This is a genomic window from Bacillus cereus group sp. RP32, from assembly GCF_040459735.1.
GTDB classification, from domain to species: domain Bacteria; phylum Bacillota; class Bacilli; order Bacillales; family Bacillaceae_G; genus Bacillus_A; species Bacillus_A wiedmannii.
Genome location: NZ_JARVHO010000001.1, coordinates 3,016,170 through 3,040,282, shown reverse-complemented (window position 1 = coordinate 3,040,282; position 24,113 = coordinate 3,016,170). Strand labels below are relative to the sequence as shown.

Sequence of the window (24,113 nt, the reverse complement as noted above, 5' to 3'; positions counted from 1 at the left end):
GGAGGGCTGAACTTGCTAATTTTTAACGGAATAAACGTAGAAAAATATTTTGAAAATAAATATGAAAAAGGGCTTTTTATGATAAATGACATACGTGGTCGGGGCGTTCTAAGTGATGAAATTTATGAATTATCAGTACCTCGACGCGCTGGATCATACTATTTAGGAAAACGGACTCCCAAGAGGGTGATTGAGATTGATTTCTCCCTCAAGGGGGTCTCTCTTTTGGACCTTAGAAAACGTATGGATGAATTGAATAAACTGTTATATACAGATACCCCTGTAGAAATAAAATTTACTGATGAGCCCGAGTATACGTATTATGGTGTGAAAGAAAAGGCAGAAGAAAATCTAGAAAAATCTAATATTCACCAGGGAACTATTACAATTGTATGTCTATTTCCATACAAATTAGGCGATATGAAAACTTATAATTTTCAACAGGAATGGTCTACAGAAATCACTTCTCGGTTTGTTAATAACGGCAGCGTAGAGTCACCGGCTTTAATTGAGATTGATGTCAATAAACAATCAACATTTTTGGACGTATGGTTTGGGGATTATCCGTTAGATCGAAATTATTTCCGGTTAGGATATCCGTTAGTTGCGGAAGAAAAGCCCGTACAAGAACGAGAGCGGGTACTATGGGACGAGCTGTCGAGCATAGTAGGTTGGACACCCGTTAAAGGGTTTGTAGAAGATTTGCAAGGAACTGGCGAACTAAAAGTGAAAGATGGTTCTGCTTTTTACTGTCCAGATTACGGGGAGGATCCTACAAACGGTTTTCATGGTGGAATTGTCAAGAAAAACATACCTGGCGGACCATTACAGGATTTTGAGATGGAAGCATGGATGCACTTGCAATCGAGTCATGCTAATCAAATGGGAAAGGTAGAAGTCCTTCTTCTTGATGAGAGGGGAGATATAGTAGCTCGTATTAATATGAATGATTTATACGGTGATGCGGAGATAACAAAGGCGTATATGAGAATTGGTAATACCGCAACTCCTGGAAGTATACGTAAGTTAGCTGATACGAGCGGTGCACATCCTAACATGTTTAACAAATTTTATGGACGCCTTAGAATCGCACGACGTGGTCGTCGTTGGTCTGTGTTTATGTCGAAGTTTAAAGAGGGTACAGAAGTAGACGATGTCTTTTTTATGAATCATTGGACAGATGAAGGAACTGGGACGATGACGGATCGGAAAATAGCCCAGGTGATGTTAGCTATTTGTACACTCGGTAGACACTTCCCTGTAAATATAATGCAAATCGATGATTTGAAAATTTGGAAGGTGAACAGTGTAGGTGCAAATACACGTCCATATATTTTTGATCCTGGAGATAAAGTGGTAATTGATACTGAGAACGCGCACGTTACAGTAAACGGGAAAGACGTTATACACTTGAAAGACGTTTTTAGTGATTTTCCTACGATTATACGTGGGAATAACAGGATTGACATTATGCCGCCTGATATCGGGAAAGCGACAGTATCATTTAGGGAGATGTTTAGATGAGTAAACTTAATGGTATTTTGCATGTTGTTGATTTTAAAACAGAACGAATTGTGACTGCCATTAGACCAGATGATTACTGGGACGATAAAAGGCACTGGGAAATTAAAAACAATGTAGATACGTTGGACTTCACTGTTTTTGATGGAACAAAACATGTCACAGCATTAATGCAGCAAAATCTAGTGTTGAAGCAAGTAAGGGATGGCAGGATCGTACCTTACGTGATTACCGAAATTGCAAAAGATACAGAAAAGAATGCTGTCACAGTGTACGCTTCCGCTGAATGGATTTTATTAGCAAAGGCTGGATACATCAAACCGCAACGGATTGAATCTAAAACAGCATACGAATTCGCTACAATAGCTTTATCAGGAACTAAGTGGGAAATAGGTACCATTGAATATACCGGATTTCATACGATGACAATCGATGAGTTTATCAATCCTTTAAAATTATTAAAAGATACCGCATCATTATTTAATTTAGAAATTGAATACCGTGTAGAAATGATAGGCTCACGTATCGTTGGAAGATACGTAGATATGGTTACAAAACGTGGTAGAGAGACGGGAAAAGAAGTAACCATCGGGAAAGATTTAAAAGGAATTGTTCGGAAAGAAAATTCACAAAACATATGCACCGCTTTACTACCTTTTGTAAAAGGCGAAGACGAAAAGTTAATTACAATTGAAAGTGTAAACAATAACTTACTTTACCTGGTAGATAACGACGCTTTCCAGCGTTGGAATGAGGATTCTCAACACAAATTCGGATTCTACACCCCGGAGACAGAAGATCAGAATATGTCACCTAAAAGGTTATTAACTTTAACACAAATAGAAATGAAAAAACGTGTAAATGCGTCAGTATCCTATGAGGTAGATGCTGCAGCAATTGGAAGAGTTTTTAGATTAAAACACGAGTTAATTAATGAGGGTGACACGATTCGTATTAAAGATACATCGTTTAAACCTAGTCTTTATCTTGAGGCTCGTGCGATTGCTGGTGACGAGTCATTTAAAGATCCTGAGCAGGATAAATACGTCTTTGGTGACTACTACGAAATCGTGGATCAAAGTGAAGAATTACGTAAAATGTATAACAGGCTCATTAGTTCTTTAGGAAGTAAAGTAGGTAAAGATTTGCTTGAACAGCTTGAGAAACAAGTGAATGAATCTATTAAAGAAAACGAAAAAAAGATTGAACAAATAAAAGAAGAATCGGAGACGGCAAAGACACTTGCCGAAAAAGTAGAAGAAAACTTGAAGAATTATCAAACGGCCATTCTAGAGAGCGTAAATCCACCAACAACGGGGTTAATAGCAGGTCGAACAATGTGGCAGGACATAAGTAATGGAAAACCTGGGGTACTTAAACGGTGGACCGGTGAAGTATGGGACGTCGTTGTTCCTGATGTGGCTGCGCAAGTAAAAACTGTGTGGGAAAAAACAGAAAAAGCGCTAGAAGGACGAGTTACAAGCAAACAAGTAGAAGAATATGTATCTACTTTCCAAATACCGGAGCTTAAAAATAACGTAACACAGCAAAAAGAAGATTTATTAAGGGAGATCGCTGAAAGGGTTGCAGTAAAAGACTATAACTTAAAGGTTACAGATATAGAACGGAAAATTTTAGCTAACGAGCAAGGTATTGAACTTAGCGCAAAACGAGATGAGATATACCTTAAAGAAGAGATAGACGGAACGTTTGCGAAAGTTTCGTATATTAAACAGTTGGAGGCAAGCTTAAAGGTATTAGATGAAGGTATTCTAGCGGAAGTTAAAAATGGAAACATCATTTCTGTTATCAATCAAACAGCTGAAAGAATAAAAATTGAAGCGGAACTAATTGATTTGGTTGGTAAAATCGAGGCGTCTTGGTTAAAAGCTGGATTATTGCAGGGTATGACAATTAAAACAAGTAATGAAAAAGAACATATTCATATGCAGAATCAGGTATTAAAATTTGTGAATCAAGGCGTCGCTAAAATGATAATGGGCTTTGAAAATGAATATAACAGTAGCTCCCTTAATCCTTACATCACATTCGGTCAGGGGGATGGATCTGGCCGGAATGTTGGTACGATTTACAAAGATGGTAGCGGATTTTACTTTCGTTTTATAGATTTAAACGGTGCTGAAAGTAATGTCCGTATAACAGCACAAGGACATGTAGGTATTACAGCTCAAGATGGTCTTTGGGTAAATTCAAAAAGAACAAATTTCAACTCAGTAATTGAAGTTCCAGCCATTAGATTCATCTCGTTAGGTATTACTCCAGGTTCACAGCAGGGTAATTTGTGGATGGGTAATGGATATAAAGGATTTGGCCTTTATTATTATGATAATTACTGGAAGTTCGTACAAGGCTCGTAACAAATAAGGGAGGGAATAACATGAGTAATTTTTTAGGTGTTTTAGCGATAGTCGGGGAAGACGGAAGAATAAAAGTACCACTAGACAAGTTACAAACAGCAGGGATTAAGCCTAATTCAAAGGTGGAGATATTCTCTGATACTTCTAACTTGTTTATTCGTACCGCAGAAAGGTTTTGTGATATTTGTAACGTCAATACAAATACAACACGAATTGGTAATCAAGAAATTTGTAAAGATTGTTTAGATAAGATTGCACAAGCTTCACAAGAACGACAAGGCACGTTCTCTGAATAAGTGAGTAAAGGTAACAGGAAATTTAATTGCTTTAAGTAAATGGAGCAGCTGCGGCTGGTCTTTTTTGTTTTTTATAAGTGAAGGGGTGGTGGCGGTGGAGCAAAAAGAGTACGAACGTATTGCGAAATTAGAAGTGCATCTTCAAACAATGAATGCTGCAGTTAAGCGAATAGAAGAAAAGTTAGACTATAATCAAAAAAATTATATGCAACGTACCGAAATAGACGAAATGTTTAAGTTTCGTGATCGGGAAATTCGTGATTTGAAACAAGCGCAAGAAAAGTTGGAAAGTAACAAAAAAGCAAATATATCGATATGGATTTCAGGACTGTCATTGGCAGTCCTTTTATTATTTAACATTTTAAATTTTCTTAAATGAGAGGAGGTGGTTACATGAAAAATTTAGATAATGCATCAATTACACGTTACATCATCTTGGTTATTGCCGTAATTAATAGTGTTTTGAACTTAGTCGGTTACCAGACAATCAGCAATGAATTAGCAAATAACATCGTAGCTGTAATTACTGGAGGCTATACATTGTACATGGCTTGGAAAAACAACTATTTATCTAGTAAAGGTTTGCAGCAAAAAGATGTGCTTGAAAAACATGATTTAAACTAAGGGGGACTTTATTATGGGACAAATCGTAGATATTTCAAAATGGAACGGAAATATTAATTGGCCAGTCGCAAAACAGTATTTAGATTTTGTAATTGCTCGTGTGCAGGATGGCTCCAATTACGTAGATCCATTGTATAAAGGATATGTACAAGCAATGAAGCAGCATAGTATTCCTTTTGGTAATTATGCATTTTGCCGTTTCGTTTCCATTGCCGATGCGAAGAAAGAAGCACAAGATTTCTGGAACCGCGGTGACAAGAGCGCTACAGTTTGGGTGGCTGATGTAGAAGTAAAAACAATGAATGACATGAGAGCAGGTACACAGGCGTTTATCGAAGAGTTATACCGATTAGGAGCTAAAAAAGTTGGTTTATATGTTGGCCATCATATGTATGCGCCTTTTGGTATGGCGAATGTAAAATGTGATTTTGTATGGATTCCGCGTTATGGCGGTAACAAACCTGCATATCCTTGTGACATTTGGCAGTATACGGAAACAGGAAATGTACCTGGTATCGGGAAGTGTGATTTGAACGAATTAATTGGAAATAAGTCGTTGTCTTGGCTTACTGAAGCAGCACAGAAGCAAGTACAAGCGGAGGTACCCAAACAAAACATTATTCAAACAGGAGCATTTTCACCGTATGAAGTACTTGATGCGATGCAAGCTCTTACATCGTTAAAGATGACTGGTAAGTTCATACTAGAGCCGGATGGATTAGCTTATATCGTCACAGATCCAACATCGGATGTACAGCTGAAAGCCGCAAAAGAATGGTTGGATAAAAAATATTGGTATTATGAAGTTAAATAAAAATAAGAGCCGTCATTTGACGGCTTTTTTTATTTATTCTGTATTAATGAGGATCGCCTGGAATATACGGGTCACCTGGATACCGCGTAAACTGCCCGTTCAACACCGTATTCCCTTGCTGAATTACTCCCGCAAAGCTAATGCCCCATGTGTTTATGGTAACGGGGTGACTAGGATCTGTCGGGCTAATCGGGTCGCCTGGGCGCGTCACCCGAACAACGTACGTAGGGTCTTGCGGTTGATGCGGGTCTTGTGGTCGGAACACCCGCAAGCTAAACAACTGTCGTGGTGGAATCGTAAATGTAACAGGTCCAACAAACGGAGTGACTCCTCCAGGTTCACAATAGATACACCCTCCGTTGCCATTCCTATTGCCTACTTCATCATCTGAACCACCGTTATCATCATTAATTAACTCTCCACAAAGATAACCATATGAAGGGAATACATTACCATCACACGTATCTTGGTAATTCTGAACTGCTATAGTTACAGTTTGCGGTTCGTCTGTCTGATTAAGTGCAGAAACTTGAATGAAATCAGTGTCTGCATTACGGAATAGAGGGCCGGATGTATACGTTTGATAGCGAGGTTCACAATGACAATCACAGTCGCATTTTTTTCGTTTCTTCCGATAACACTTATGTGAACGGTCGTAATAATAGTTTGACATATTAAGCACGTACCTCCTTTTTAGTACATGCTATGCGAAGAGTAGGAGGGAGGCTTGGACAATAGAGTATAGCTGTTTAAGAGTAAGGTAAGCAGTAAATAAAAGACCACCTCATTTAGAGACGGTCTTTTTAATTTATATTCACTAATTCTTCAAACTTAAATTCGGTATTCAAACCAAATAAATGCATATGTACAGTATACCGTTCTTGTCATCGGCTCAATATGTAACACATTTATGTACATGTCGTGTACCATTCCGTCACGATAGTAAGAAATGAGTATTTCTTCTTTAGTTTGTAATGATTGTACAAGCCCAATTTGTAGTTGTTCCTGCATATCTTCGCTAACAATTGGTTTCGGTACTTTATTCAAATCATTAAGTATTTCTCTAATTCCTACAAACTGCTCCGGCATACTTGCGAAAGGTTGCCATTTCACCATATCGCGCCCTTTTATTTTCGGTGTTCCCCAGTTATGATTTTCCATGATGATCCTCCGATTCGTGTGATTTATGTTCATTATAAACGAATGAATGTTCTTGTTACGAGGTTATATTTCACCTATAAAATTGTCTTCAAAGGGAATTGTAAATGTACAAATAATTCCTTATTCTGTTATTATGGAAAAAGAATATAATTGGAGGGGAGTGGAAGAAATGGCACTAATATCATACGCTTCAAACAAAGGGTATATAGGAATCAATCCTAAGGATATTCCAGATGAGTTAAAGAAAAAACGTATTATTATTCAGGATTTAGATGATGAAGGTAACGTTGTAAAAGAGGCCGTAGCGAATGAAAGTGATAAGGATACAATGTTGTCGTCTCTCGTTGCGAAATATGGCTTTACAGCGTTAACGCCTTTAGAATCATGGGATAGATTTACCGATGAAGAGAAAAAAATAATTAATTATATAACCGATGAAGAGCTTAAGTATCTTACAGAACAAAGAATTCAAGATTTTAGAGCGTTTTTTGATGAACATGGAGCTAGGAAGATTGACTTAGCCTTACAAATTTCAAAAGGTCGTCAGTATGGTCCATATCCTTATGAGCCTTACTTTATAGTTAAACTGGGAAGTGAATATGCACGTCCATATACGTTTAATGAAGCTATAGAATTCATTGAAGAAAGAGATGGTATATATTACGCAATAACAAAAGAGGGAAATCGCCATTGGGATTTTGTAGATAAACCTACAAAAAAACAAGCTCGATATCAAAGAAATAAACACGGTAATCGTATTGTTTTTAAGAGTTTTACAGATTGGAAAGAGTACCTTGTGAATGAGGATGAACTAGATTAATGTTGCTTATTATGTATGTTATGATTTTGTCTATATAAATTTTTGTGATAGGGGAGTAGATTGTACTAATGGGTGGTCAAATAACGGAAATAGACGCTGTAAATAAAATGATGGAAATCGATCCTCCTGAAAAAGTAGATGAGGAAATACCTGAAAATGATTTATCGTCTAAACAGAGCGCTAATACATTATTTAATTTTACAAAGAAGTTTGAATGGCTAACTGAAATATTAAAAAGAAAGGCATTTTCTCCAAGATATAATGACGAAAACATTGAGGTGTATGGGTTAGGGGATGAAAAGACGATTTGTTTTCCCATGACATGTTTTTGTGATATACACTTAAAGCGCCTTAATCCCCATATGATAAAATATGGAGGCTTTGGTATAGGATTAGAAAAAAGCTGGGGAATCAATGCTGGTGTGCAGCCTATTCAATACATAAATATTAATTCGCCATATCATAAGGAATTTGCTGAACTATTTACAAAATCATTGAGAAGTATGAATGAAAGCGACGATGTATTGACAGAGTATCAAAACTTTCTTTTAACTAATTTATTATATTTAAAGCCTCTAGAAGGAATGATGAGGAACTCAGATGAGGACGATGATTTGTCCAAACATAATTTTCATGATGAACGGGAATGGCGCTATATTCCAGATTTAAGTACGCAAGAGGATTTAACGCTATTAATCCCTGCAGATCATATGTCGCCGGAAGCGCGCTTAAGTTACTCAGATACAATAGGACAAAATCCAGAGTTTTGGTTGAATTTTGAATACAGAGATATCAAACATTTGATAGTAAAAGATGAGCGATATCGAGAGTTGCTAATTCATTTTATAATAGAAGAATTGAACATTGATAGTTTTGAGAAGATGTTGTTAATTTCTAAGATAATTGTCTGGGAAAATATTGTAAAGGATTGGTGATTTTATGTTTTCAAATTTTAAACAAGCGTTTAAAAAGGATGAGAGTAAATATACCAAAATACCACAGGCTGTTTTGGACACATTAAGTAAAGATCTACCTAGAGGGTTAAAATATGTTCCTCTAGATGAACAGCATATACAAGCTGTTCCTGAAGAAGGTTCTGAACTCAAACTAACGATTTCAAATTTAAAGATGAAAATACCTAATGGATTAAAACTTAATTCTCCAGATGAGCTGCAAGAATTTTTATATCGTACACAACAAAAAGTGCAAACTGATGGGGAAAATATAAAAATAAATGGAGAAACGAAACCAATAACAGACTTAGTAAAAAAGCCATTCCAGTCAAAAAAAATCATACCTGGTGAAACTAAATTTGAGATAGTGCCAGAGCCGTTTCCTGAACCAAATCCATTAGAAGTTACCTATGAAGAAATGGGAATAACTAAAGTTTTTCATGTGAAGAGACAACCACTAGCAGATATGAAAAAAAGCTTATTTAAAACTGTAGATCCTGGTCCGCTTGAAATCATTTTAACAATTGATGAAGAAGCTCACGATGTGAAATTTAATATTAATTTGACGTTTTCAAAAGCTACTGATATCGAAGAAATTATAGAAATGATAAAGTTATACATAGGCTTCTTGAACGGGAAAATAAAGTTATCAGGTGAAATTCAAACACCTATAATGAATGAAATAGATGAAAAAAGATCTATTGATGATACATTACGCTATTGGGAAAAAGTATTGGCCATTAGTAAAAAGTTACAAGTGAAATTTAATCCGCAAGAGGAGATTGATAAAGAAGGGTTACTTCTTATTGATCAATTATATACATGTTTGATCGAGGACGCGCCTTATAAAATACCGGTAATGATTAATAACTTTACGACTACAACAAATGGCCCGCTAAATACAAGTGAGTTTTTAGATGGTGACGGTATGGCATTCCAATATAAGCAGACTGAGATTTATTGTTTATATGGAGCTACCTTTAATTTATTTAGTGCGGTGGCTCTACTGAATTGTAAAGTGAATGACATTGAAGTGGTAGAAACAAATAAATACAAGTTTAACATTGAACCAGCATATGGAACTTCTATTGAGCAAGCTTCGAAACACTTTACTAGTAAGGAAGAATTAGATAAGTTCTTCAGCCCACCAAGCAGTGCTTTAGAAGCATTATCAAAAGCTGAAGAACTATATGAAAACAAGCCTTCTAATTAGAAGGCTTGTTTTTTATACAATAGCGAAATTGATTTTAGTTTTTTCGTTTACAATACGTCTAACACGGAAAGTGGATGATGAATCATATGGGAATATCTTTTTAATAACTTTGTTCTCTTTACTCATTAACTGCATATCATTAAGAGTTTCGTCTTCTTCAATTACTATTTCGAGTTTCTCCCCATTTTCATCAGTTAACTCAATCTCGATATACCTGAACTCAATAACCTGTGTTGTAACATTGATAAATCGTAAAGATAACTCTACTGCGTCTTCACCCTGATTTTTAACTCTTTCTAATTCTATACTAACATTTTGAGTGGATGCTTCTTGATCTGCAAGTGTAGAAACTGTAGAGAGATACTTAGCTTTATCTTCTTGCCAAATTTTATAATCTGTATCTTCTAATTCTAATGTTTGAATAATGCTGTCTCTAAATTTATCTAATCCAACTGGATCATTCATTTTAAACGAAATCTTAGTAGGATCAATTGCACCAACAATTTGTTCGAATTTAAAGTTAGGCGTAAGAACTGTAGTATATTTTTTTGATGTTATCCATGCAGCGCCCATTTCATTTAGGCAAGGGGCGCTTTGATAGTAGTTATCTGAAAGTACAAATAACACCATAATATTATTGTTGTTTAATTCGTTTTTAAGGAACTCATAGATGCTCTCCCCATGTGGAATATCGTATCCAGGCAACGAACTGCAGAAAATACTTTTTGAGGTCTTTTGAACACCAATATCATTAAGAAGATCTACTAGTTCTTTTACGTATTTAACATCTTTTGAAGCGTGACTGATAAAAATTTTATCGATTTTATTATCGATGCTAAGTGTTTGTTGTGTACTCATTTGTTTATTCCCTTCGGTAGTGTTTAATATTTCTTCCAAATCCATTAAGTAGTTAAGCATAAATAATTTGGTATTATTCAATGTGTTGGTTATAACGGTAATTTGATGATTATATATAGCATCTAACTTGTTTTTTTCTAGATTTGTAAAGTACAAGTCTTGGGGGTGTAGCCCAGAGGGAATCACATTCGATGCCAACAATCTTTGGTAATTTTCAATTTCTGAGATGAGTCCAGGAAGAGGTGCTGTTAGTAACTGATCGTGGACTATTTCTTTTTTTGAAAAGTCGTATACATCACATTTTCTTGCGTCTATATAAAGCATATGTGTTTCTTTAACCATTCGGCCGTAATCCCTACCAGAAATCCCTGTTTTGTCCGCGAGTGTTTTTATCTTACTCACAATCGCTCTAGTATTAGCCTCGAGGAATTCGGTATTACTGTATTCTAAAAATAAAACTTCCTTAATGTCTAATCGCTGTCTTGCAATTCTCAATACGCTTACTAGAGAGCTGTGGATGTCGTATTTTTCTTTTTGGAGTTTCTCAATTATTGATTGGATTTTTGTTACATCTAACAATGCAGTCACCTCAAACAAATTTTAAAATATGTAATTTACTAGTTAAAAGTTTTCCATTCTACTAAAGTGCGTTTTTTGCAACTTCCAAAATGAAAATATCCATTCCCTTTTGTAATTCTTTGCTTGTGATTACAGTTAGGACATTGTATTTCTTGTTTTTCAAATGTTGCATAAATAAGCCCTATTGAACAAAGAAGTAAGGGAACTGCAAAGAGTAGGCCGATTATAGTTATACCTAAAACAACAGAAAAAATGATACCGAAAATGCTGAATGCTAATAACGTTTTTCAGCCAACTCTTTCTTTAACGGAACTCTTTTTTTGTTCCACTTCAATGATGTACGTATTGCCATCAGTTGTTGTTTTTGTCTCCATATTTCTCCTCCTTAAATACCACTAGTTAAGTAAATCAGAGTATTGCGAAATATATACATAAACAAAAACAGTACATTTATTTTATGTACTGTACAACATCTTCAATTTGGTACGTTTTATCAATACCTTTTTCTGAAGCCAATTGGTTTAAAGCATCTAAGATCGACTTTAACGTATCAAAACGCACAAGGCCAACCTCACCATTCACTAGATTACTAATAGTGGCTGGGCGTACCTTGGATTCCACGGATAACTTGTTTTTCGTAATCCCGATTTCCGCCATTGTTTCTCCTAAAGTGAATACCATAGAACTCATGGTAATACCTCCGTTCATTCCGATCGTTTATTACTTTACATTTTACACAATTTACATATTAAAGTAAAACTTTTTTAGGGAGACTATTGACGTATGACTCCTAGAGTTATATATTATTACTAATAAAGTTTTACTCCTAAAGTCATATTTTTATATAAATGTGAAGGGTGGCGCGAAGAATGCATGGTGAAAAAAGTATTGTAGATTTATTAAGCGGTCCGCAATGTAAAGCGTTTGAACAACTTCCGGAAAAAATACAAAAACAAATCAAAATTGATTTTTATGGAGACGAAATTTGTATGTTTAAAGTGCTGTCCAGAGATGAGGGTGAAAACTTACCACCAACGACTGACATTTATGTTTACTTAGAAACCAATAAAAAGCTATACACTGTGGCGTACACGAAAAAATATGATTAAATATCTGTTTGCTTTAACGAGCTTAAAAGTGGATTGTATTTATTTTTTTATCACAGTGAAGCATTTGTAAATGAAGTCAAAAGAGTAATCGAAAAAGTGGAGCGACTTAGATGAAAAAAATAAATGACTATTTCGGTTTAGATACAAGGTCTGATTGTATTTGGTTTTATGGTTTCTACACTGTAGCTTCTGTTCTTTTACTTATCAATATGCTTATAGCCCATGTGCTATAAGTTCTTTCTTTAATTGAATATCGGACAATCTCCAGCCTCGTGAATATCTTTATTCAAAAAAACAGATATACACGAGGTCTAGTTTCTTATTGTCTTTTTTAGGTAATTAAGGGGATGATCCACACGAGGAATGACCTAACACTCGTTAAACTTGAACAGGTTAGCTAAGCCAATGTCAGAAAGTTAAGCGTCCTAACGAATAACGTTTCCTTGTTTGCGTTGTTAGGAGTCTAGGCGAGTACGGCCATTAACGGTACGGAGGTTGCTTGGCGTGTTACGGCACGGGTAGCAGCTGATAATGAAAGAATGATAGGTTACGAGTAATGAAGGATACGCCAGTAGTGCATTTCCTTTCCTGGTTCTTTCTGCAGATAGGACAAGCTTTATCTGTAAAAAGTCAGCTGTGTAAGAAATTACAGCGTTTAAACAGGGTGTTACTATACGGATTCCTTAACCCGATAGACCATGATTGACAGAACGTCTACTTTACGACGCTTTTTATTTTTTGAAGCGTTGTAAGGTAGTCATTTTCTGCCCTAGCCGTTGTCCTGTACCCTCATCCCATGATTGTCGGCCAACCGCCAAAGTCAATTGTAAAAAGCAAAATAAAGATTAAAAACTTATTTAGGCTGGAGGGGGAGGAATTACTCCTCGATGGTCCAGATCTCCTCGATTGGCTTACCAAGTTCCTTACAGATTAAATAGGCTGTATCGAATCGAGGTTTAGTACGATTACGAACAATTGCACTAAGGGTAGAGTCGTCAACTCCGATACGTTTTGCAAAATCACTTTGTTTAATATCAAGCTCTGCAAAGATTACCTTGAGTCTACATTTAAACTTCATATACGCTCACCTCTAGAATTTACTTTCTATATACAGAAATAAACTCCTTTATAAAAAGTACAAGCTAGAAAGAAAAAAATTGGTGTGGACGTGCAAAAATAATTCTCCAAGTCATATACCTATATCAAGACCACGAGGAATACCAAGTGGTACTTAGGACATCAAGAGGGGAAAGGTGAGGACTAATGAGACCTGGATATAAGTATTTAAGTCGCATGCCACTTTATCCATCGCAAACTTTGTTTAATATGCACGCGGAGGCTAATGATTATGAGGAAGTGGAATGTATATACAATCACATTGCAAAGCATGATATGTTACAACATCCACATTACATTGATATCGTTGATTTATTAGGGGAAGAAGAACCTTATGGACCTTATAACGAGATAGGTATACAGAAAAGGATTGACACGTATCTAGTTGATTGTAAACAGTGGGGGGATGAGTAATGAGGTGGCAATATGACTATTTAAATGATACGCCATATTTGTATCCGTCAAAAGAACTGAGAAGCATGTATAAGGAGTCCAGGGGGAAAGGTGAAGCGAATTCAATCGTAAAGCATATGGAAAGACATGAAGTGTTTGACAATAAAGAATACCGCGGTTACTACAGTTTATCTAATGAAATCATGGAGGATCTGTACGGGGATGAAGAAGAGCTTCTTGAGTGGGAGGAAGTTATTGATCAGTATCAACCAATTCTAAAAGCGAAAGGTTTACAACTAAAAAGAAAGAGGGATTCGATATGCCACTTGCAGGAGAAGCCATTGTAATTTGGACAGCAACTGGATTGTCTGTAGTGGCTATGAAGGCAGCCGAGAAAATGGGGATGAGTGTTCCACATTGGCTTCCACGTATAACGATGTATACAACTGTTACCGGCTCGTTTCTGTACCTTCTACGTTATGTGCTAATGGTGTTTCTTTGAAAGAACGGAACCTGAAATCATGGGACATTTTGTTATATAAGAAAAATAACTCGTACGTAATTCTTCCAGTAAAGAGCAACTATATCCTATAAGGATATATAAGGAGTGAACCCCTATGCTTGAGTTGTTATTAATACCTGCAGTTTCGCTGGGATACGCTTTGGTAAATGATAGATTAAAAGGTAAAGAGGATGATAGAAAGAAGATACAAGTGTTTTTTGAAGTAAGTGGAATTGCAATTAGGAAGGATGAAAAGCTGCATTATCCAGTTTTTCTTGAGCGAAAAGAAGATGATCGTAGTACGACTTATGTATATAGGCTGCCGTTAGGGATGCCATCGAAATTAATACAAAAAGTTGAGGACGTTGTTAGCGAAGGACTTAATAAACCTGTACGTATCAAATACGATAATTACAAATTAATGATTCGTGTTTTTCATAAGGATATACCAGAGAAGTGGGGATGGACAGAAGGATTAGTGGAAAAAGGTAGATGGCGTGTACCAATGGGGCAAAGCCTTGAAAGATTGATTTATCATGACTTCGATAAAACTCCTCATATGGTATTAGGTGGTCTTACACGGATGGGAAAAACCGTGTTTTTGAAAGTATTACTTACTACTTTGATTGAGGCGAATCCGGAGCATGTTCATGTGTATTTAATTGATTTAAAGGAAAAAGGACTAGAATTTAGTGAGTTTAGTAATTTGAAACAAGTGTTAGAAGTTGCTGATTCTGTAGAGAAAGCACACCATGTACTAAATAAAATTATGAAAAAAATTGAAGAGCGCGGAAAATTCATGAAGGGTAATGGATACAAAAATATAGTTGAAACAAAAGAAAGGGATCGGTATTTCATTATTGTTGATGAGGGTGCTGTACTTGCCCCAGCAAAAGGGTTACCGCGTGATGTTAACAAAATTCGGGAAGAGTGCCAGTACATGCTTAGTTATATAGCAACTGTATCGGGCGGCTTGGGTTTTCGTTTGATTCTGGCTACACAGTATCCTACGGTTACTTCAATACCATCAGTAGTAAAGCAAATGTCTGACGCTAAGTTAGGATTCAGATTACCGACATACAAGGCATCTGAGGTTGTCCTTGATGAGTCAGGATTAGAAATATTACCGTCGTTACCTGGTAGGGCTATTTATAAAACAGATCGATTAACAGAACTGCAGGTACCTTTTATTAGTGATAAGCAGATGTGGAAACATCTAAAACAATACGAGGTTGAGGTGAAGAAAGATGAACATTCAGACACATATCAAAATCAACCGTCAGATGACGATTCTGACCTCGATTAGAAAGCTGAAGTTCGCAACACGTAGGCATTTAATGGCGGTACACGATATGGGTGGTATACGTAACGCAAACCGCATTTTAAAAGATCTCAGTCCATATGTGAATAGCACAGTGTACCAAAAAGAGTACGTGTATTACTTAAATAAAAAGGGCCGTGAACTGTTCGACGATATAGAAAAGATTGTACCAAATAGTCGATTAGCTCACAGCCTTATGAGAAATGAAGCATGGCTCTATCTGTTTTGTCCCGACGACTGGCAGATAGAAACGCCTATACGTTATAAAGTAAATGATAAAAAGAAGACAATTATTCCTGATGTGAAGTTTCGGGATGAAGAAGGAACACTAAATGCTGTAGAAATAGATCGTACACAAATGATGAATGTGAACGCTGAAAAAATGAGCAGGTACAGGGAGTTTTCGTTATACTACAAAAATAAATATAACGGAAAAATACCTTTAATACATTTCTTTACAGTGACGGAATATAGACAAAAAAAGCTGGAGCAACTTGCCGTAAAGTATGATGTATATGCGAAGATATATGTGGTATCACAAGTAAGTTAAAAGACTATAACATTGTATTGTTATAAAAATAATTTCAAATATACTTATAATTATATATGAATTGTATTAAATTTATAATTTAATAAATTGTTATATGAAAAGTTTAAGAAAATTATTGAATAAAATCAAGTTATTGGTGAATGCTAAATTTGAAATTTTATAAGGAGGTAAGAAAAATGACATTAGAAAAAGATATGTTTATGTTGACAACTAGAGAAAGTAATGTGAGAAAGGCAAAATTTATAGAGGGGGCGTTTAAAGGTAAGGTAAATAGACCAATCGAGTATGAAGTACACATTGGACCCAATGATTTATTACCGGTAGCTTATTTAGAGATGGCTATTGAAAAATCAAAAACTGTAGCATTTATAGAATTGCCTAATGGTGGTGCAAGTGGATTCCTAGTAGGAAAAGATTTATTACTTACAAATAATCATGTGTTCCCAGATGCCAGTACTGCAAACCAAGCTGTAATTCGCTTTAACTTTGAGAACGATATACATGGAAATCCAAAGCCTAATGATGATTATTATTGTAATGCAGGGCAATTTTTCTATACTAATGAAAGTTTAGATTTTTCGTTAGTAAAGGTAAATAAAATAAAACGAGATGACAATCCATCTAATAATGTAGCGTTACCAGGAGAACGTTGGGGTTATAATACCATTTTTTCAAATCCAAACGACGGTAATAAAGTTACACTAACAATTGAAAAAAATCTTAATATTGTTCAACATCCAGGTATGCGTAAAAAAGAAATTGGAATTAGAAATAATACTTTTGATGGATTAAATAAAGAGTATCCAGATTTTTTACGATATAAAACTGATACGGAACCAGGTTCATCGGGATCTCCTATATATAATGATTCGTGGGAGTTGGTTGGATTGCATCACTCTGCTGGAGAAAGCAAAAATGGTGTATTTGTAAATAATGAAGGGATACTTATTTCATCAATTATTAATGACATGCTAATGAATTTTCCTGCAATGGAAAATGGTAATCAGATTCTTGCACAACTTGGTATTAAAGAACTTCATAATAGAAAAGGTGAGGGTGGTTCTGTGTCCGCTTCAGGAACAACAGATTCACGAGGAAACTCATCTGTAACTGTCACAGGAACTTGGACATTTAAATAGTAAAGCAAATAGTACCTTGTAGCTCATAATAATACTATTGTTTATATAGTATTAATAATAATATACTCTATATAATATATATTATATAGAGTATATATTTATATTATATATAAGGTATATTTTTTATAGAGGGGGCTCTTTTTTCTTTTTGTTTTTTATTGGATGTTGTTGTGTATTGTTTACCCCCTCTTAAATTTTCGAGTTTTATATATTTTTATTTTGACGACTATAGAAAGTCGTCTTTTTGTATTGGTAATAGATTGTCATATAACTCCTGGAGTTATATAATTCAGACATAATATACTATACGTTAGGATACTAAGATAAGGAGTGGTAATTGTGGCATATGCTGTTTATGTACGTGTATCAAGTGACAAGGATGAACAGGTTTCTTCTGTAGAAAATCAGATTGATATTTGTAGATATTGGTTAGAGAATAATGGTTTTGAATGGGACGAGAATGCTGTGTACTTTGATGATGGTATATCAGGGACAGCTTGGTTAGAGAGGCACGCAATACAGTTAGTATTAGAAAAAGCTAGAAAAAAAGAAATCGATACAGTTGTATTTAAATCTATACATCGACTTGCACGTGACTTAAAGGACGCGCTAGAGATTAAGGAGATACTATTAGGACACGGAGTAAGACTAATAACGATTGAGGAAGGGTACGACAGTCATTACGAAGGTAAGAATGATATGAAATTTGAAATGTATGCAATGTTTGCGTCTCAGTTACCTAAAACATTATCTGTGTCTATAACAGCGGCTTTAGCTGCAAAAGTACGTAGGGGCGGTTATACTGGTGGATTTGTTCCATATGGTTATGAAATTATAGATGGTAAATATGCAATCAATGAAGAGGAAGCTGCTCTTGTCAGAGAAATATTTGAATTATATGCACAAGGATTTGGTTATATCAAGATTGCGAACACTATAAATGATAAGGGGGCACGTACAAGGAAAGGAGCTCCTTGGACATTCTCTACATTATGCAAGATGATTAAAAACCCGGCTTACAAAGGTACCTATATAATGCAGAAATATGGGACAGTAAAAGTAAATGGTAGGAAGAAGAAAGTTATAAATCCCAAAGAGAAGTGGGTGATTTTTGAAGATCATCACCCTGCTATAATCAGTCATGAATTATGGGATAAGGTTAACGATAAAGATCCTAATAAGTTCAAAAAGAAACGCCGCGTATCAACAACTAATGAATTAAGAGGTATAACAGTTTGTGCGCATTGTGGTACAGCAATGAGTAAAAGAAATAGCATAAACGTAAGTAAGAACGGAACAGCAACAGAATATTCATATATGATTTGTAATTGGAGCAGAACTACAGCACGTCGAGAATGTGTAAGACATGTGCCGATACATTATAAGGATTTGAGGGCATTAGTACTAAGTAAATTGAAAGAGAAAGAAAGAGAGTTAGATAAAGAATTTTGTTCGGATGAAAATCAACTACATGTAAAACTAAGAAAGCTTAAAAGAGATATTAATGATTTGAAGTTTAAGAGAGAACGGTTATTAGATTTGTATTTAGAAGACGAAAGAATTGATAAAGATACGTTTACCATACGTAATGCGAAGATTGAAAAAGAAATTGGATTGAAAGAGATGGAAATAAGGAAAGCGAGTAATATCGAAATTCAAATTAAGGAAAAACAGGAAGTTAGAGACGCATTTGCTTTGTTAGAAGAATCGAAAGATCTGCACAGTGTATTTCAGAAATTAATTAAGCGAATAGAAGTTGCGCAAGATGGGGCTATAGATATCTATTATAGATTCGAAGAATAACTTTTTGCCGTATTGACATATCGCAAGTGCGGTTGGTAAGAGTAGCACGTGTCGTGAATTAGAAAAAAATTATGGTGCGTACATTATACCTGAAGTGAATTTATTGTTTGAAATACTAAAAAACGAACATAGAACATGGTATTTTGAAAAACAAGTAGAGCGCTGGAAAATAGCAGCGCAGAAATCAGAGCAATATGAATTAGTAATACTTGATGGCGACATTTATCAACCACTTAGTTATAATTGGTGTTTCCATTTTGATATATTTAATCAGCCGTTATCTTTAATAGAAAACTTTTATAAAGAAAAGCTGATACATAGGGAAATTGGTTTTCCCGATCAATATTTTTATTTATATACGAATGATGAAGAACTTAGAAAACGGAAAGAATGTGACAAGACAAAAAGAAGAAGAAACTTTGAAAAACATTTACATATATTAAAATCGTTTCAACGTTATTATGAAAATTTAAATGCTGTTACAGACGGGTATTGCAAAATGATTGATGCGAAAAGTGTAAAATCGAATGAATTAGAAATTGTGAAAAGTTTAAACAGTTTAAATGTATGTGAAGAGAGACGTTTTGATGTTTCGAGGTTAGATGCGATTACGAAGTGGTTAAAAGAACATCGTGCATAAAAACAACGAGTGCCTTATAAGGTACTCGTTATTTTTTTATGTATTATATATTGATTTTAAAATTTGTAAGTTTGCTTTTTCATTTTTCTTAATAGCATTTGTATATTTAGCTAGAAAGAGCTGAGAAGGATAAACCGGTAGTTCACCACAAATATCGATACCATAAACATTCTTATTCCTAATAAGAGAATGAATACATTTTAATAGTGTAGAGAGTTTCATATGTCCTTGATCCCAATTTGTAATAGTTACTTTTGAATCTAAAACATCTTTATCAATACTTACATATATAGTATCTGTATGAATATGCGAAAGTATCGTATGTGCAGATACTTCATTAGATATATCTATCGGGAACACTTCTACGCATGAATAATCATTAGAATGAATTGTTAAAGAAGAAGGTCCAATAATAATTACTTTCTTTAATTTCGGGTTATTTTGAAGAGCGAACGATACCCATGACCCGCAAGAAATAAGAGTATGTTCATTTTCTTCTTTTAAGTTCATGTCAGTGTGATGATCAAATAAAATAAGGGTAAATGGCTCATCTATTTCTTTTAGTAGTAAATAAGATACATAGTGATAATTTCCAGAACCGATAAAAGTGATTCCTTTTTGCTCTCTACGACATAACTCCCTTTTTATATGCATTAAAGAAGGGGTCTCGCAATATAGATTTGTGTGCTCTAAATGACTAAAATCAATATCTTCATGTGAATAAGAATGAAGTTTATTTTGTAATAAATATGTATCGTCAAAGTTTAAAAAAGTTAAACCGCTATACAATAAACTCATATTTATTCATCTCCTTTATATGTGTAGGCTAGCATATATTTTTATAAAATTAAAACGAAATGCTTAGAGATGGATCTGCATTTGAAAAAAATGGATATTTTGACAGAATAATCTTTCAATTGATAAAGAAAAGAAATATAATATAAGGAAATATATATGTGGTTCAAGAAATAGAAAATATGAATGGGATATGTGGGAGGAAACAAGCAAGATGAAAACATTTTTTAAAATAATAGGTATTTTAGCTGGTATGGCGGTAATCGGCGTAGGTGTAACATATGGTATGCTGTATTATCTAAATAATAGTAAACCAGCTGCGAAAAAGGCATCACCAGCTGCTCCGGCAGTAGAAGTACTAGCTGATAGTAATGTAAAAGCTGAAGATGCAAAGGTTTTAGAAAATGGCAATCATTCATTACCGAATAGTGGATTTAATAAAAATTTTAAATGGACAGATGAGAACATACAGACAGCATTACATGAAATGGCACATCAAAAAACGAAAGCTGATCAAAAGTGGGGCTATATTTTTATTACACAAGAACGTATTGAAAGTTTACTTGATATTGTAAAGAGCAATGATCTTGTACAAGGAAATACATATGCAGACATTTTAGAGAGATGGAAACAAGGAAAATATGAAAAGATTGATTCGGATCACAATAAGATTTGGAAATTACAAAGCGGGAATTTAGGCGAAGGAAAAGGAGTAATGTCAGAAGCGGAACAAAAAGAGTTAATTAATCAAGTGTTTATGCAAAAAGGTACATATTCGGGTAGTCAATTAATTGCAGATGGGGGACAGACTAATAAATAAGATAATATTGGAAGAGAGTAAGTGCTTATTAGGCAGTTACTCTTTTTTTGTGCACCTTTTAGTCTCGCTCTAGTAAGGAAAGAAACGATTGTAAAACGGGTGAAATCCATCTAGATTTATGATAGATTACATGGCTTTGAATAACTGTTGGAGTTTCAATAGGCTGAAAACTGAGTTGCTCTTTTTGACAACTTTCTTGTACAACGATGTAAGGAAGAATTGAAATTCCTAACTCACACATAACGGATTGTTTAATGACTTCAACGTTGGAAGTTTCAAATGTTTTAGCTGGAATATTCCCGCTTTGACGTAAAAAATGATCTACCATTGGTCTATAGCCGCAGCTTTGTTCGGTAAAAATAAACTGAGTATCCTTTAATAAACAAAACGGATTAGATTGTGTAGAATAATGGGGAGGTAAAATCCATCCAAATGTTTCATTACTAAATGTACGCGTAATAAAATCATTATGTTCTGTACTTTCTCCAATTATGAAAATAACATCTGTTTCTCCTTCACGTAGCTTATTCATTGCTTGTTCGTTTGTATTTGTTTCCAGTACGATATTTACTTTCGGATTTTCCTGTTTGTAAGTACGTAATAATTGTGGTAATCGGTACACTGCTAATGATTCGTTAGATGTAATGCTTAATGTTCCCTCTAAATTATCACTATTTTGAGGAATTTCTTGTGCTTTTTCATAAATAGCAAGTAACTCTAGGGCATAAGGATGAAATTGATGACCTGCTTTTGTAAGAAGTACTTTTTTCCCTAATCGATCAAAAAGAGGGAGGTGTAAATCGTTTTCTAATGCTTTCATATGCGCTGTTACAGTAGATTGCGCATAACCTAACGCATGAGCAGCTTTAGAAAAGCTACCATACTTAACGATGGCACAAAAAGTTTTAACATGTCTCATTTCCATAAGCAATCCCTCTTTTATTATCATGATTTGTGAATGATTATATCACGTATTTCAATTTTCCAAATGATTAAATTCTTTATAAAATGAAATTATAGAAATATTCATTTAAGTTATATTGGAGGAGAAATGATGATCAAAAAGAGCTATCATGTAGCTGTAGTTGGTGCTACAGGTGCAGTTGGACAGAAAATTATTGAACTGTTAGAGAAAGAAACTAATTTTAATATAGTTGAAGTTACATTGCTTTCGTCAAAACGATCCGCTGGTAAGGTAGTGCAGTTTCAAGGACGAGAGATAATAATACAAGAGGCAAAAACAACTAGTTTTGAAGGTGTAGATATTGCCTTTTTTAGCGCTGGAGGAGAAGTTTCAAAACGATTTGTTAATCACGCAGTCACTAGTGGTGCCATCGTAATTGATAACACAAGTGAATACCGAATGGCGCACGATGTACCACTCGTTGTTCCAGAAGTAAATGCGCACACTTTAAAGGAGCATAACGGTATCATAGCAGTTCCGAATTGTTCAGCATTACAGATGGTGACGGCACTTCAACCAATTCGAAAAGTATTCGGATTGGAACGAATTATTGTTTCCACATACCAAGCTGTGTCAGGTTCAGGAATTCATGCGATTCATGAATTAAAAGAACAGGCAAAGTCAATGCTTGAAGGTGAAGAGGTTAAGAGTACTATACTGCCAGCGAAAAAAGATAAAAAACACTATCCGATTGCGTTTAATGTATTGCCTCAAGTAGATATATTTACAGATAATGATTTTACATTTGAAGAAGTAAAAATGATTCAAGAAACGAAGAAAATTTTGGAGGACCAAAACTTGAAAATGGCAGCTACTTGTGTGCGTGTTCCGGTCGTATTCGGGCACTCAGAATCGGTTTATATAGAACTTGAAAAAGAAGCAACTGTTGCAAAAATAAGAGAAGTGTTGCTGGATGCACCAGGTGTTATATTGCAAGATAATCCTAGTGAACAGCTGTATCCTATGCCATTATATGCAGAGGGGAAAATAGATACATTTGTCGGGAGAATTAGAAAAGACCCTGATACGCCAAAAGGGTTCCATCTTTGGATTGTTTCCGATAATTTATTAAAAGGGGCTGCTTGGAACTCAGTTCAAATTGCAGAGACGTTAGTAGAGGAAGGTATTATTTAGTATAGAATTACACAAAAATAAGAACTAGGAAACTATAGATTCCTAGTTCTTATTTTTGTGAAAACTTAATATAAATTAGTTTTTATAGAGTTTTTATAGAGTTTTTATAAATATCTATCTTATTCGCGGAAAATATTAACGTTTTATGTTCTTCGTTAATAGTAAGATTTATATGAATTGTTACAGGTAGTTCAAGCTTTTTTACTACATCTTCTATAGCGATATACTCATCTTCTGTTTCATTATAGTAAACAACAGATCTAATTGATACCTCTTCATGTTTTATATCAATTTCACACATCATAGAGAATTTTTCGTCATTATGTAAGAATAATTCGCCAAGTACTATTGAACCGTTTAACTCTTCTGTAAAGTTAGTTGTTGACGCTGGTTTCACCCATGTTTCATCATATTCTTCGTTTTCTTCTTCATCTATTGCCCATTCCCATATTGGGTTTTGTTTCAAATCTTCAATCGTTAATTCATCAATCGGTTTGCAAATGCCCATAAATATGTTCTCCTTTTGTAACGTAAAATAAGTTTTTATCACAATAATTAGTTGATTAATTATAAGTAGATTCAATATAGAATTTTGTTCATTTAATATAAA

Annotated in this window: 27 protein-coding genes and 2 pseudogenes; 21 read left to right on the top strand and 8 right to left on the bottom strand. The window is 34.8% G+C overall.

Going from position 1 to position 24,113, the window contains the following annotated elements; translation table 11 throughout:
* Positions 1–12 precede the first annotated feature (12 nt).
* The 6 genes and pseudogenes from QCI46_RS15585 to QCI46_RS15560 all read left to right on the top strand — a co-directional run bounded on the left by QCI46_RS15585 (position 13) and on the right by QCI46_RS15560 (position 5,633).
* A complete protein-coding gene (locus QCI46_RS15585; protein WP_353840798.1) occupies positions 13–1,524 on the top strand; it encodes a distal tail protein Dit in 1,512 nt (503 codons plus the stop codon).
* Positions 1,521–3,020 (top strand): annotated as a pseudogene (locus QCI46_RS29910) (phage tail spike protein); the annotation flags it as partial. The gene QCI46_RS15585 and the pseudogene QCI46_RS29910, both read left to right, overlap by 4 nt.
* A gap of 899 nt (positions 3,021–3,919) precedes the next feature.
* Entirely contained in the window at positions 3,920–4,195 is a 276-nt protein-coding gene (locus tag QCI46_RS15575; RefSeq protein ID WP_353840796.1) for an AbrB/MazE/SpoVT family DNA-binding domain-containing protein, read from the top strand.
* A gap of 94 nt (positions 4,196–4,289) precedes the next feature.
* The gene (locus QCI46_RS15570) at positions 4,290–4,574 is read left to right on the top strand and encodes a hypothetical protein (RefSeq protein WP_353840795.1); all 285 of its coding nucleotides are present in this window, start codon (positions 4,290–4,292) and stop codon (positions 4,572–4,574) included.
* 14 nt (positions 4,575–4,588) lie between these two features.
* Positions 4,589–4,819, top strand: coding sequence for a phage holin (locus QCI46_RS15565; RefSeq protein ID WP_353840794.1), 231 nt, complete (start codon positions 4,589–4,591; stop codon positions 4,817–4,819).
* Between the two features lie 13 nt (positions 4,820–4,832).
* Positions 4,833–5,633, top strand: coding sequence for a GH25 family lysozyme (locus QCI46_RS15560; RefSeq protein ID WP_353840793.1), 801 nt, complete (start codon positions 4,833–4,835; stop codon positions 5,631–5,633).
* Positions 5,634–5,676: 43 nt separating this feature from the next.
* Here the strand turns inward: QCI46_RS15560 and QCI46_RS15555 are convergent, their stop codons facing one another.
* Both QCI46_RS15555 and QCI46_RS15550 read right to left on the bottom strand, forming a co-directional pair.
* Entirely contained in the window at positions 5,677–5,898 is a 222-nt protein-coding gene (locus QCI46_RS15555) for a hypothetical protein (RefSeq protein WP_353840792.1), read from the bottom strand.
* Between the two features lie 538 nt (positions 5,899–6,436).
* A pseudogene (locus QCI46_RS15550) lies at positions 6,437–6,794 on the bottom strand (YolD-like family protein).
* A gap of 169 nt (positions 6,795–6,963) precedes the next feature.
* Here QCI46_RS15550 and QCI46_RS15545 point away from each other — a divergent pair.
* The 3 genes from QCI46_RS15545 to QCI46_RS15535 all read left to right on the top strand — a co-directional run bounded on the left by QCI46_RS15545 (position 6,964) and on the right by QCI46_RS15535 (position 9,780).
* A complete protein-coding gene (locus tag QCI46_RS15545) occupies positions 6,964–7,614 on the top strand; it encodes a hypothetical protein (protein WP_353840791.1) in 651 nt (216 codons plus the stop codon).
* Between the two features lie 68 nt (positions 7,615–7,682).
* Positions 7,683–8,549, top strand: a complete 867-nt coding sequence (locus QCI46_RS15540) for an abortive infection system antitoxin AbiGi family protein (RefSeq protein WP_353840790.1) — start codon at positions 7,683–7,685, stop codon at positions 8,547–8,549.
* A gap of 4 nt (positions 8,550–8,553) precedes the next feature.
* Positions 8,554–9,780, top strand: a complete 1,227-nt coding sequence (locus QCI46_RS15535; RefSeq protein ID WP_353840789.1) for an abortive infection system toxin AbiGii family protein — start codon at positions 8,554–8,556, stop codon at positions 9,778–9,780.
* Between the two features lie 12 nt (positions 9,781–9,792).
* On the opposite strand, the gene QCI46_RS15530 is transcribed toward QCI46_RS15535, so the two are convergent.
* Entirely contained in the window at positions 9,793–11,217 is a 1,425-nt protein-coding gene (locus QCI46_RS15530) for a toll/interleukin-1 receptor domain-containing protein (protein ID WP_353840788.1), read from the bottom strand.
* A 450-nt stretch (positions 11,218–11,667) separates the two neighbouring features.
* Positions 11,668–11,907: a helix-turn-helix domain-containing protein gene (locus tag QCI46_RS15525; RefSeq protein WP_353840787.1), complete on the bottom strand. Its 240-nt coding sequence runs from the start codon at positions 11,905–11,907 to the stop codon at positions 11,668–11,670.
* A 179-nt stretch (positions 11,908–12,086) separates the two neighbouring features.
* Here QCI46_RS15525 and QCI46_RS15520 point away from each other — a divergent pair, with 179 nt between their 5' ends.
* Both QCI46_RS15520 and QCI46_RS15515 read left to right on the top strand, forming a co-directional pair.
* Positions 12,087–12,326 (top strand): hypothetical protein, encoded by a 240-nt coding sequence (locus tag QCI46_RS15520; RefSeq protein ID WP_353840786.1) that lies wholly within the window; start codon positions 12,087–12,089, stop codon positions 12,324–12,326.
* A 110-nt stretch (positions 12,327–12,436) separates the two neighbouring features.
* Positions 12,437–12,559, top strand: coding sequence for a DUF3961 domain-containing protein (locus QCI46_RS15515; protein WP_353840785.1), 123 nt, complete (start codon positions 12,437–12,439; stop codon positions 12,557–12,559).
* A 644-nt stretch (positions 12,560–13,203) separates the two neighbouring features.
* Here QCI46_RS15515 and QCI46_RS15510 read toward each other — a convergent pair.
* Positions 13,204–13,404: a helix-turn-helix transcriptional regulator gene (locus tag QCI46_RS15510; RefSeq protein ID WP_000669091.1), complete on the bottom strand. Its 201-nt coding sequence runs from the start codon at positions 13,402–13,404 to the stop codon at positions 13,204–13,206.
* 185 nt (positions 13,405–13,589) lie between these two features.
* On the opposite strand from QCI46_RS15510, the gene QCI46_RS15505 reads away from it, so the two are divergent.
* The 8 genes from QCI46_RS15505 (at position 13,590) to QCI46_RS15470 (ending at position 19,790) form a co-directional block, all read left to right on the top strand.
* Positions 13,590–13,856 carry a hypothetical protein gene (locus tag QCI46_RS15505; protein WP_353840784.1) on the top strand — a complete coding sequence of 89 codons (267 nt, stop codon included), beginning with the start codon at positions 13,590–13,592 and terminating at the stop codon, positions 13,854–13,856.
* Positions 13,856–14,182 (top strand): hypothetical protein, encoded by a 327-nt coding sequence (locus tag QCI46_RS15500; protein WP_353840783.1) that lies wholly within the window; start codon positions 13,856–13,858, stop codon positions 14,180–14,182. Before QCI46_RS15505 ends, QCI46_RS15500 begins: the two co-directional genes overlap by 1 nt.
* Positions 14,155–14,337, top strand: a complete 183-nt coding sequence (locus QCI46_RS15495) for a hypothetical protein (RefSeq protein WP_353840782.1) — start codon at positions 14,155–14,157, stop codon at positions 14,335–14,337. The genes QCI46_RS15500 and QCI46_RS15495 overlap by 28 nt, the downstream gene beginning before the upstream one ends.
* A 115-nt stretch (positions 14,338–14,452) precedes the next feature.
* Complete coding sequence (locus QCI46_RS15490) at positions 14,453–15,643, top strand: FtsK/SpoIIIE domain-containing protein (RefSeq protein ID WP_353840781.1); 1,191 nt, start codon at positions 14,453–14,455, stop codon at positions 15,641–15,643.
* Positions 15,585–16,208 carry a replication-relaxation family protein gene (locus QCI46_RS15485; protein WP_353840780.1) on the top strand — a complete coding sequence of 208 codons (624 nt, stop codon included), beginning with the start codon at positions 15,585–15,587 and terminating at the stop codon, positions 16,206–16,208. Before QCI46_RS15490 ends, QCI46_RS15485 begins: the two co-directional genes overlap by 59 nt.
* A 176-nt stretch (positions 16,209–16,384) precedes the next feature.
* Positions 16,385–17,347, top strand: coding sequence for a trypsin-like serine peptidase (locus tag QCI46_RS15480; RefSeq protein WP_353840779.1), 963 nt, complete (start codon positions 16,385–16,387; stop codon positions 17,345–17,347).
* 339 nt (positions 17,348–17,686) lie between these two features.
* Positions 17,687–19,150, top strand: a complete 1,464-nt coding sequence (locus tag QCI46_RS15475; RefSeq protein ID WP_353840778.1) for a recombinase family protein — start codon at positions 17,687–17,689, stop codon at positions 19,148–19,150.
* 19 nt (positions 19,151–19,169) lie between these two features.
* Positions 19,170–19,790 carry a chloramphenicol acetyltransferase gene (locus QCI46_RS15470; RefSeq protein WP_353841882.1) on the top strand — a complete coding sequence of 207 codons (621 nt, stop codon included), beginning with the start codon at positions 19,170–19,172 and terminating at the stop codon, positions 19,788–19,790.
* A 36-nt stretch (positions 19,791–19,826) separates the two neighbouring features.
* On the opposite strand, the gene QCI46_RS15465 is transcribed toward QCI46_RS15470, so the two are convergent.
* Positions 19,827–20,588, bottom strand: a complete 762-nt coding sequence (locus QCI46_RS15465) for an arginase family protein (protein WP_353840777.1) — start codon at positions 20,586–20,588, stop codon at positions 19,827–19,829.
* A 190-nt stretch (positions 20,589–20,778) separates the two neighbouring features.
* Between QCI46_RS15465 and QCI46_RS15460 the strand changes: the two genes are divergently transcribed.
* Positions 20,779–21,405 (top strand): PRK06770 family protein, encoded by a 627-nt coding sequence (locus QCI46_RS15460; RefSeq protein WP_353840776.1) that lies wholly within the window; start codon positions 20,779–20,781, stop codon positions 21,403–21,405.
* Between the two features lie 58 nt (positions 21,406–21,463).
* Here the strand turns inward: QCI46_RS15460 and QCI46_RS15455 are convergent, their stop codons facing one another.
* Complete coding sequence (locus QCI46_RS15455; RefSeq protein WP_353840775.1) at positions 21,464–22,330, bottom strand: LysR family transcriptional regulator; 867 nt, start codon at positions 22,328–22,330, stop codon at positions 21,464–21,466.
* A gap of 129 nt (positions 22,331–22,459) precedes the next feature.
* Here QCI46_RS15455 and QCI46_RS15450 point away from each other — a divergent pair, with 129 nt between their 5' ends.
* Positions 22,460–23,503: an aspartate-semialdehyde dehydrogenase gene (locus QCI46_RS15450; protein WP_353841881.1), complete on the top strand. Its 1,044-nt coding sequence runs from the start codon at positions 22,460–22,462 to the stop codon at positions 23,501–23,503.
* 82 nt (positions 23,504–23,585) lie between these two features.
* Here the strand turns inward: QCI46_RS15450 and QCI46_RS15445 are convergent, their stop codons facing one another.
* A complete protein-coding gene (locus tag QCI46_RS15445; protein WP_353840774.1) occupies positions 23,586–24,011 on the bottom strand; it encodes a hypothetical protein in 426 nt (141 codons plus the stop codon).
* Positions 24,012–24,113 lie beyond the last annotated feature (102 nt).

What these genes read in the sequence shown, in the direction of transcription:
- QCI46_RS15575 (WP_353840796.1), top strand. Translation starts at nt 3,920, where the DNA reads ATGAGTAATTTTTTAGGTGTTTTAGCGATAGTCGGGGAAGACGGAAGA.
- QCI46_RS15565 (WP_353840794.1), top strand. Translation starts at nt 4,589, where the DNA reads ATGAAAAATTTAGATAATGCATCAATTACACGTTACATCATCTTGGTT.
- QCI46_RS15560 (WP_353840793.1), top strand. Translation starts at nt 4,833, where the DNA reads ATGGGACAAATCGTAGATATTTCAAAATGGAACGGAAATATTAATTGG.
- QCI46_RS15545 (WP_353840791.1), top strand. Translation starts at nt 6,964, where the DNA reads ATGGCACTAATATCATACGCTTCAAACAAAGGGTATATAGGAATCAAT.
- QCI46_RS15540 (WP_353840790.1), top strand. Translation starts at nt 7,683, where the DNA reads ATGGGTGGTCAAATAACGGAAATAGACGCTGTAAATAAAATGATGGAA.
- QCI46_RS15535 (WP_353840789.1), top strand. Translation starts at nt 8,554, where the DNA reads ATGTTTTCAAATTTTAAACAAGCGTTTAAAAAGGATGAGAGTAAATAT.
- QCI46_RS15525 (WP_353840787.1), bottom strand. Translation starts at nt 11,907, where the DNA reads ATGAGTTCTATGGTATTCACTTTAGGAGAAACAATGGCGGAAATCGGG.
- QCI46_RS15520 (WP_353840786.1), top strand. Translation starts at nt 12,087, where the DNA reads ATGCATGGTGAAAAAAGTATTGTAGATTTATTAAGCGGTCCGCAATGT.
- QCI46_RS15515 (WP_353840785.1), top strand. Translation starts at nt 12,437, where the DNA reads ATGAAAAAAATAAATGACTATTTCGGTTTAGATACAAGGTCTGATTGT.
- QCI46_RS15510 (WP_000669091.1), bottom strand. Translation starts at nt 13,404, where the DNA reads ATGAAGTTTAAATGTAGACTCAAGGTAATCTTTGCAGAGCTTGATATT.
- QCI46_RS15505 (WP_353840784.1), top strand. Translation starts at nt 13,590, where the DNA reads ATGAGACCTGGATATAAGTATTTAAGTCGCATGCCACTTTATCCATCG.
- QCI46_RS15500 (WP_353840783.1), top strand. Translation starts at nt 13,856, where the DNA reads ATGAGGTGGCAATATGACTATTTAAATGATACGCCATATTTGTATCCG.
- QCI46_RS15495 (WP_353840782.1), top strand. Translation starts at nt 14,155, where the DNA reads ATGCCACTTGCAGGAGAAGCCATTGTAATTTGGACAGCAACTGGATTG.
- QCI46_RS15490 (WP_353840781.1), top strand. Translation starts at nt 14,453, where the DNA reads ATGCTTGAGTTGTTATTAATACCTGCAGTTTCGCTGGGATACGCTTTG.
- QCI46_RS15485 (WP_353840780.1), top strand. Translation starts at nt 15,585, where the DNA reads ATGAACATTCAGACACATATCAAAATCAACCGTCAGATGACGATTCTG.
- QCI46_RS15480 (WP_353840779.1), top strand. Translation starts at nt 16,385, where the DNA reads ATGACATTAGAAAAAGATATGTTTATGTTGACAACTAGAGAAAGTAAT.
- QCI46_RS15465 (WP_353840777.1), bottom strand. Translation starts at nt 20,588, where the DNA reads ATGAGTTTATTGTATAGCGGTTTAACTTTTTTAAACTTTGACGATACA.
- QCI46_RS15460 (WP_353840776.1), top strand. Translation starts at nt 20,779, where the DNA reads ATGTGGGAGGAAACAAGCAAGATGAAAACATTTTTTAAAATAATAGGT.
- QCI46_RS15455 (WP_353840775.1), bottom strand. Translation starts at nt 22,330, where the DNA reads ATGGAAATGAGACATGTTAAAACTTTTTGTGCCATCGTTAAGTATGGT.
- QCI46_RS15450 (WP_353841881.1), top strand. Translation starts at nt 22,460, where the DNA reads ATGATCAAAAAGAGCTATCATGTAGCTGTAGTTGGTGCTACAGGTGCA.
- QCI46_RS15445 (WP_353840774.1), bottom strand. Translation starts at nt 24,011, where the DNA reads ATGGGCATTTGCAAACCGATTGATGAATTAACGATTGAAGATTTGAAA.